A 7,929-nucleotide genomic window follows, 5' to 3' on the forward strand; every position below is an offset into this window, starting at 1 on the left:
CGACGTAAATAAGGCCAGTGGAAAGCTTCGCGGCGCGTCGCACAGCGAAGCCTCGCATCATAGCCTGACGATCTCACGCAATGTCGGCGCCGCGTTTAGTCAGGAGGTCTCTCAGTATGGATCGATGGCAGTGGGACTCATTCTCGCAGTAGCAACCCAGCGAGAAATTCGTCTGGTGGGAGAGGGCGGCCAGCAGATCCAGCGTGCGACTGGCATCGGGCTGCGCCATTTCGGCCCGGAAATGTTTCTCGAAGCTACGCCACGCCTTGGGGTCGTCCGCGGCCTGCGCCTCGGCCACGAGTTCCGCCGAAGGAGAAAGCGCGGGATACCAGACGTCGTAGAAGTCGCGGCTGGAAAACTCGGCCTTGGGCACGCCGCGCGGTGGTCTGCGCACGGTGCCCATGCGCAGGCCTTCGTCCTTGGCGCGCGGTTCGCCGAGCCTGACGATGCGGATGGTCATCGGATGGTCCCCTCAGGATTTACGCCGTGGCGGCTTGCTGCAGCCCGAGGTCGTGAATCATGGTGTCACGCATCACGAATTTTTGCACCTTGCCGGTGACGGTCATCGGCATCTCGTCCACGAACCGGATGTAGCGGGGGATCTTGTAATGGGCGATCTGGTCGCGGCAGAACGCGCGGATCTCATCCTCCGTGGCGGTTTGGCCGGGTTTGAGCACGATCCATGCGCAGACTTCCTCCCCGTACCGGGTATCGGGCACGCCGAACACCTGCACCGCCTGAACCTTGGGATGACGAAACAGGAATTCCTCGATCTCGCGCGGATAGATGTTCTCGCCGCCACGGATCAGCATGTCTTTCACGCGCCCGACGATATTGCAGTAGCCATCGGCGTCGATGGTGGCCAGGTCGCCCGTGTGCATCCAGCCATCGCGGATAGCTTCGCGCGTGCGCTCGTCGTCGTCCCAATAGCCCTGCATGACGGAATAGCCGCGTGTGCAGAGTTCGCCGGTCTCGCCGCGCGGCACGATCTGGCCGGTGGCATCGACGACCTTGCACTCCAGATGCGGCTGCACGCGGCCGACTGTGGCCACACGCTTGTCGAGCGGATCGTCGGTGGCGCTCTGGAACGAGACCGGACTCGTCTCGGTCATCCCATAGGCAATGGTGACTTCGGCCATGTGCATGTCGGTGACGACGCGCTTCATGATCTCGATCGGACACGGCGCGCCCGCCATGATGCCCGTGCGCAGCGTGGAGAAATCGAACTTGCGGAAGTCCGGATGATCAAGCTGGGCGATGAACATCGTCGGCACGCCATGCAGGGCCGTGCATCGTTCATCGGAAACCGCCTGCATCGTCGCCAGCGGATCGAAGGCTTCGCCCGGAAATACCATGCATGCGCCAACCGACACGCACGCCAGCACGGACAGGACCATGCCGAAGCAGTGGTAAAGCGGCACGGGGATGCAAAGGCGGTCGCCAGCGCCTAGCCGCATGGCCAGGGCGACGAAGCGGCCGTTGTTGACCACATTGTGATGTGTCAGCGTGGCACCCTTCGGGTTTCCGGTCGTGCCGCTCGTGAACTGGATATTGATGGCATCGCGCACATCGAGCTGGCGGGTGGCTTCATCCAATATGGCGGTATCGGCCGGCCGCAGCAGGCTGGAATAGTTGAGCATGCCGGCGGTGCGCTCATCGCCCATCCGGACCACGAACTGGAGTTTCGGAAACCGGGTGATCCGCAGATTCTCCGGATTCGCGTCGGCTAGCTCTGGCGCGAGGGCTTGCAACATTCCCAGATAGTCACTGGATTTGAAGCGGGTGGCGGTGATCAGCATCCGCACGCCAGCCTTGTTCAGCGCATATTCCAGTTCTGCCTGGCGGTAAGCCGGGTTGATATTGACCAGGATGGCGCCAATACGGGCAGTTGCAAACTGGGTGACCAGCCACTCCGCGCGGTTGGGCGACCAGATTCCAACGCGGTCGCCGCGAGCGATGCCGCGCGCCTGCAGGCCGGCGGCGAGCTGGTCGATCTGATCGGCAAACTGTCGCCAGGTCCAGCGGATGGACTGCTCCCGGAAGACCACGGCGTCGCCGTCCGGGTTTGCCGCCACGGCGCGCGCCAGCAGGGCAGGAATCGTGTCGTCGGACAGGGGGATATCAGTCGCGCCGACCACGAGTGAACGGTCGACGGGCACGGATTGCTTCATGAGTGTCTCCTTCAACAGCGTCTTCTAATAGGTGGCTGTCAGCTTAGGGCAGTTCGAAATCGAAGGCTGTCTCCGCCGCGACAGTTGCGCTGATTCGGGCACTCCCATCTTTTTTCTAAAGTTTTCAGAAAGGGCTTGCGCACTGCGGAGAAGCGGTCTAATATTCGCCCCCTCGCAACACGAAGCGCGCTGCAAACGCAGCAGCGACAAGGGCTGCGGGGCAACAGGGGGTGAGCGGCTGAGGAGTTTTCAGCGCTGACCGGCAGAAAAAAAGTTCTGCAAAAACTGTTGACGAAACGCTGAATGCTCTGCATAATCTCGTTTCTCCGCTGCAACGAAAACGACGCAGCGACAGCGAACGGCAAAGCCGGCCGCTGAGGTTCTTTAACAAACAAACAACCGATAAGTGTGGGCGCTTGATGGCGAACGCCACGAGGTTTCGGCCTTGTGATGCTTCAAAAGTTATCAGTGCTCGCACAGTAAAACATGTTGGTTCACGTCGCGAGATGTGAGCCAGTCAGTTTTCTGAGAGTGAGCGACCGCTCGAAAGAGCGAGGTGCTTCGGCACCACACAGAGATTGAACTGAAGAGTTTGATCCTGGCTCAGATTGAACGCTGGCGGCATGCCTTACACATGCAAGTCGAACGGCAGCGCGGACTTCGGTCTGGCGGCGAGTGGCGAACGGGTGAGTAATACATCGGAACGTACCCTGTTGTGGGGGATAACTAGTCGAAAGATTAGCTAATACCGCATACGACCTGAGGGTGAAAGTGGGGGACCGCAAGGCCTCACGCAGCAGGAGCGGCCGATGTCTGATTAGCTAGTTGGTGGGGTAAAGGCCCACCAAGGCGACGATCAGTAGCTGGTCTGAGAGGACGATCAGCCACACTGGGACTGAGACACGGCCCAGACTCCTACGGGAGGCAGCAGTGGGGAATTTTGGACAATGGGGGCAACCCTGATCCAGCAATGCCGCGTGTGTGAAGAAGGCCTTCGGGTTGTAAAGCACTTTTGTCCGGAAAGAAAACGCACTGGTTAATACCTGGGGCGGATGACGGTACCGGAAGAATAAGCACCGGCTAACTACGTGCCAGCAGCCGCGGTAATACGTAGGGTGCGAGCGTTAATCGGAATTACTGGGCGTAAAGCGTGCGCAGGCGGTTTTGTAAGACAGGCGTGAAATCCCCGAGCTTAACTTGGGAATTGCGCTTGTGACTGCAAGGCTAGAGTATGTCAGAGGGGGGTAGAATTCCACGTGTAGCAGTGAAATGCGTAGAGATGTGGAGGAATACCGATGGCGAAGGCAGCCCCCTGGGACGTCACTGACGCTCATGCACGAAAGCGTGGGGAGCAAACAGGATTAGATACCCTGGTAGTCCACGCCCTAAACGATGTCAACTAGTTGTTGGGGATTCATTTTCTCAGTAACGTAGCTAACGCGTGAAGTTGACCGCCTGGGGAGTACGGTCGCAAGATTAAAACTCAAAGGAATTGACGGGGACCCGCACAAGCGGTGGATGATGTGGATTAATTCGATGCAACGCGAAAAACCTTACCTACCCTTGACATGCCACTAACGAAGCAGAGATGCATTAGGTGCTCGAAAGAGAAAGTGGACACAGGTGCTGCATGGCTGTCGTCAGCTCGTGTCGTGAGATGTTGGGTTAAGTCCCGCAACGAGCGCAACCCTTGTCTCTAGTTGCTACGAAAGGGCACTCTAGAGAGACTGCCGGTGACAAACCGGAGGAAGGTGGGGATGACGTCAAGTCCTCATGGCCCTTATGGGTAGGGCTTCACACGTCATACAATGGTGCATACAGAGGGTTGCCAACCCGCGAGGGGGAGCTAATCCCAGAAAATGCATCGTAGTCCGGATCGTAGTCTGCAACTCGACTACGTGAAGCTGGAATCGCTAGTAATCGCGGATCAGCATGCCGCGGTGAATACGTTCCCGGGTCTTGTACACACCGCCCGTCACACCATGGGAGTGGGTTTTGCCAGAAGTAGTTAGCCTAACCGCAAGGAGGGCGATTACCACGGCAGGGTTCATGACTGGGGTGAAGTCGTAACAAGGTAGCCGTATCGGAAGGTGCGGCTGGATCACCTCCTTTCTAGAGGCTTGTGTTCACAAGTCAAGCGTTCACACTTATCGGTTTGTTTGCTGTTACAGCCAAGGGTCTGTAGCTCAGGTGGTTAGAGCACCGTCTTGATAAGGCGGGGGTCGTAGGTTCAAGTCCTACCAGACCCACCAAGTTATCTCACGGGGGATTAGCTCAGCTGGGAGAGCACCTGCTTTGCAAGCAGGGGGTCGTCGGTTCGATCCCGTCATCCTCCACCACTTACCTTGGGGTAGTCGTCAAAGACAAGTATTCAGGAGTTTATTCTGAGTGATTGTCTTTGGCTGTTGCCAACGAGCATTTAGCTCGGCTGTTCTTTAACAATATGGGATGTAGTAAAGGTGTCGTGAAGCCTTGATGAGAGGCTGAAGTACCCAACACGATACCGGGTTGTGATTGTATCAACCAAAATGTATTTAAGTGATCGAAAGATGACTTGGAATACGGCACAAACGCGAGAACTCAGACCTATGACGGTCGTGTCCTTGAGACACACTCGTTATAGGGTCAAGCGAACAAGTGCATGTGGTGGATGCCTTGGCGATTACAGGCGATGAAGGACGCGGTAGCCTGCGAAAAGCTTCGGGGAGCTGGCAAACAAGCTTTGATCCGGAGATGTCCGAATGGGGAAACCCGGCCCTAATGGGTCATCCCTTGCTGAATACATAGGCAAGGGAAGCGAACGCGGCGAACTGAAACATCTAAGTAGCTGCAGGAACAGAAATCAACCGAGATTCCCAAAGTAGTGGCGAACGAAATGGGAAGAGCCTTGTACTCTTTAGCAGCATTGTTAGCAGAACGGGATGGAAAGCCCGGCCATAGCAGGTGATAGCCCTGTATGCGAAAACAGCGTTGTGGAACTAGGTGTACGACAAGTAGGGCGGGACACGTGAAATCCTGTCTGAAGATGGGGGGACCATCCTCCAAGGCTAAATACTCGTAATCGACCGATAGTGAACCAGTACCGTGAGGGAAAGGCGAAAAGAACCCCGGGAGGGGAGTGAAATAGATCCTGAAACCGCATGCATACAAACAGTCGGAGCCTGGAAACGGGTGACGGCGTACCTTTTGTATAATGGGTCAGCGACTTACATTCAGTGGCAAGCTTAACCGATTAGGGAAGGCGTAGCGAAAGCGAGTCCGAATAGGGCGTTGAGTCGCTGGGTGTAGACCCGAAACCAGATGATCTATCCATGGCCAGGTTGAAGGTGCGGTAACACGTACTGGAGGACCGAACCCACTAACGTTGAAAAGTTAGGGGATGAGCTGTGGATAGGGGTGAAAGGCTAAACAAATCTGGAAATAGCTGGTTCTCTCCGAAAACTATTTAGGTAGTGCCTCGTGTCTCACCTTCGGGGGTAGAGCACTGTCATGGTTGGGGGGTCTATTGCTGATTACCCCGCCATAGCAAACTCCGAATACCGAAGAGTGCAATCACGGGAGACAGACATCGGGTGCTAACGTCCGGTGTCAAGAGGGAAACAACCCAGACCGCCAGCTAAGGTCCCAAAGATTGGCTAAGTGGGAAACGAAGTGGGAAGGCTAAAACAGTCAGGAGGTTGGCTTAGAAGCAGCCACCCTTTAAAGAAAGCGTAATAGCTCACTGATCGAGTCGTCCTGCGCGGAAGATGTAACGGGGCTAAGCCAGTCACCGAAGCTGCGGACGCACGCAAGTGCGTGGTAGGAGAGCGTTCTGTAAGCCTGTGAAGGTGTCTTGTAAAGGATGCTGGAGGTATCAGAAGTGCGAATGCTGACATGAGTAGCGATAAAGGGGGTGAAAGGCCCCCTCGCCGTAAGCCCAAGGTTTCCTACGCAACGTTCATCGGCGTAGGGTGAGTCGGCCCCTAAGGCGAGGCAGAGATGCGTAGCTGATGGGAAGCAGGTTAATATTCCTGCACCGTCGTATGATGCGATGGGGGGACGGATCGCGGAAGGTTGTCCGGGTGTTGGAAGTCCCGGTCCCTGCATTGGAGAAGGCGCTTAGGCAAATCCGGGCGCGGAATTCAAGGATGTGGGGCGAGCGGCCTAGTGCTGCGAAGCAATTGGAAGTGGTTCCAAGAAAAGCCTCTAAGCTTCAGTCATACGAGACCGTACCGCAAACCGACACAGGTGGGCGAGATGAGTATTCTAAGGCGCTTGAGAGAACTCGGGAGAAGGAACTCGGCAAATTGGTACCGTAACTTCGGGATAAGGTACGCCCTTGTAGCTTGACTGGCCTGCGCCAGGAGGGTGAAGGGGTTGCAATAAAATGGTGGCTGCGACTGTTTAATAAAAACACAGCACTCTGCAAACACGAAAGTGGACGTATAGGGTGTGACGCCTGCCCGGTGCCGGAAGATTAAATGATGGGGTGCAAGCTCTTGATTGAAGTCCCGGTAAACGGCGGCCGTAACTATAACGGTCCTAAGGTAGCGAAATTCCTTGTCGGGTAAGTTCCGACCTGCACGAATGGCGTAACGATGGCCACACTGTCTCCTCCCGAGACTCAGCGAAGTTGAAGTGTTTGTGATGATGCAATCTCCCCGCGGCTAGACGGAAAGACCCCATGAACCTTTACTGTAGCTTTGCATTGGACTTTGAACCGATCTGTGTAGGATAGGTGGGAGGCTTTGAAGCGTGGACGCTAGTTCACGTGGAGCCGTCCTTGAAATACCACCCTGGTTTGTTTGAGGTTCTAACCTTGGCCCGTGAATCCGGGTCGGGGACAGTGCATGGTAGGCAGTTTGACTGGGGCGGTCTCCTCCCAAAGTGTAACGGAGGAGTTCGAAGGTACGCTTGGTACGGTCGGACATCGTACCTAAAGTGCAATGGCAAAAGCGTGCTTAACTGCGAGACCGACAAGTCGAGCAGGTGCGAAAGCAGGACATAGTGATCCGGTGGTTCTGAATGGAAGGGCCATCGCTCAACGGATAAAAGGTACTCTGGGGATAACAGGCTGATACCGCCCAAGAGTTCATATCGACGGCGGTGTTTGGCACCTCGATGTCGGCTCATCTCATCCTGGGGCTGTAGCCGGTCCCAAGGGTATGGCTGTTCGCCATTTAAAGAGGTACGTGAGCTGGGTTTAAAACGTCGTGAGACAGTTTGGTCCCTATCTGCCGTGGGCGTTGGAATCTTGACGGGGGCTGCTCCTAGTACGAGAGGACCGGAGTGGACGTACCGCTGGTGTACCTGTTGTCTCGCCAGAGGCATCGCAGGGTAGCTATGTACGGAAGAGATAACCGCTGAAAGCATCTAAGCGGGAAACTCGCCTGAAGATGAGGATTCCCTGGAGGCTTGACCTCCTTGAAGGGTCGTTCGAGACCAGGACGTTGATAGGCTGGGTGTGGAAGCGCAGTAATGCGTTAAGCTAACCAGTACTAATTGCCCGTAAGGCTTGATCCTATAACCAGTGTGTTTTACCTGGTGAGTGCGCCTAGTGCCCAGGTGTACAACACAACCCAATCTTTACTACACCCAGATTCGCCGCGCTGACACTAGTCAGCCCGGCAACCCCTCATGCCTGGTGACCATAGCGAGTTGGAACCACCCCTTCCCATCCCGAACAGGACCGTGAAACGACTTTGCGCCGATGATAGTGCGGACTACCCGTGTGAAAGTAGGTCATCGCCAGGCTCTTATACCCAGAACCCCCAAGCCC

The 7,929-nt window shown here is 56.0% G+C and carries 2 protein-coding genes, 2 tRNA genes and 3 rRNA genes; 5 read left to right on the forward strand and 2 right to left on the reverse strand.

Annotated elements, in window-relative coordinates; translation table 11 throughout:
• Positions 1-73: 73 nt before the first annotated feature.
• A complete protein-coding gene (locus tag AC3FLX_RS15310; protein ID WP_488697851.1) occupies positions 74-460 on the reverse strand; it encodes a DUF488 domain-containing protein in 387 nt (128 codons plus the stop codon).
• 19 nt (positions 461-479) lie between these two features.
• On the reverse strand, positions 480-2,171 hold the full coding sequence (locus AC3FLX_RS15315) for an AMP-binding protein (protein WP_488697853.1): 1,692 nt from the start codon (positions 2,169-2,171) through the stop codon (positions 480-482).
• A 580-nt stretch (positions 2,172-2,751) separates the two neighbouring features.
• Here AC3FLX_RS15315 and AC3FLX_RS15320 point away from each other — a divergent pair.
• The 5 genes from AC3FLX_RS15320 (at position 2,752) to rrf (ending at position 7,904) form a co-directional block, all read left to right on the forward strand.
• Positions 2,752-4,283 (forward strand): 16S ribosomal RNA (locus AC3FLX_RS15320).
• 63 nt (positions 4,284-4,346) lie between these two features.
• A tRNA-Ile gene (locus AC3FLX_RS15325) sits at positions 4,347-4,423 on the forward strand.
• 11 nt (positions 4,424-4,434) lie between these two features.
• Positions 4,435-4,510 (forward strand) — tRNA-Ala (locus AC3FLX_RS15330).
• A gap of 284 nt (positions 4,511-4,794) precedes the next feature.
• Positions 4,795-7,673 (forward strand): 23S ribosomal RNA (locus AC3FLX_RS15335).
• A gap of 117 nt (positions 7,674-7,790) precedes the next feature.
• Positions 7,791-7,904: ribosomal RNA gene (gene rrf, locus AC3FLX_RS15340) — 5S ribosomal RNA — on the forward strand.
• Together the 16S, 23S and 5S rRNA genes with 2 tRNA genes alongside form the textbook arrangement of a ribosomal RNA operon.
• Positions 7,905-7,929 lie beyond the last annotated feature (25 nt).

This window comes from Cupriavidus sp. 291-E7 (assembly GCF_057798835.1).

Coding starts and splice junctions, on each gene's coding strand:
- AC3FLX_RS15315 (WP_488697853.1), bottom strand. CDS start 2,171: ATGAAGCAATCCGTGCCCGTCGACCGTTCACTCGTGGTCGGCGCGACT.
- AC3FLX_RS15310 (WP_488697851.1), bottom strand. CDS start 460: ATGACCATCCGCATCGTCAGGCTCGGCGAACCGCGCGCCAAGGACGAA.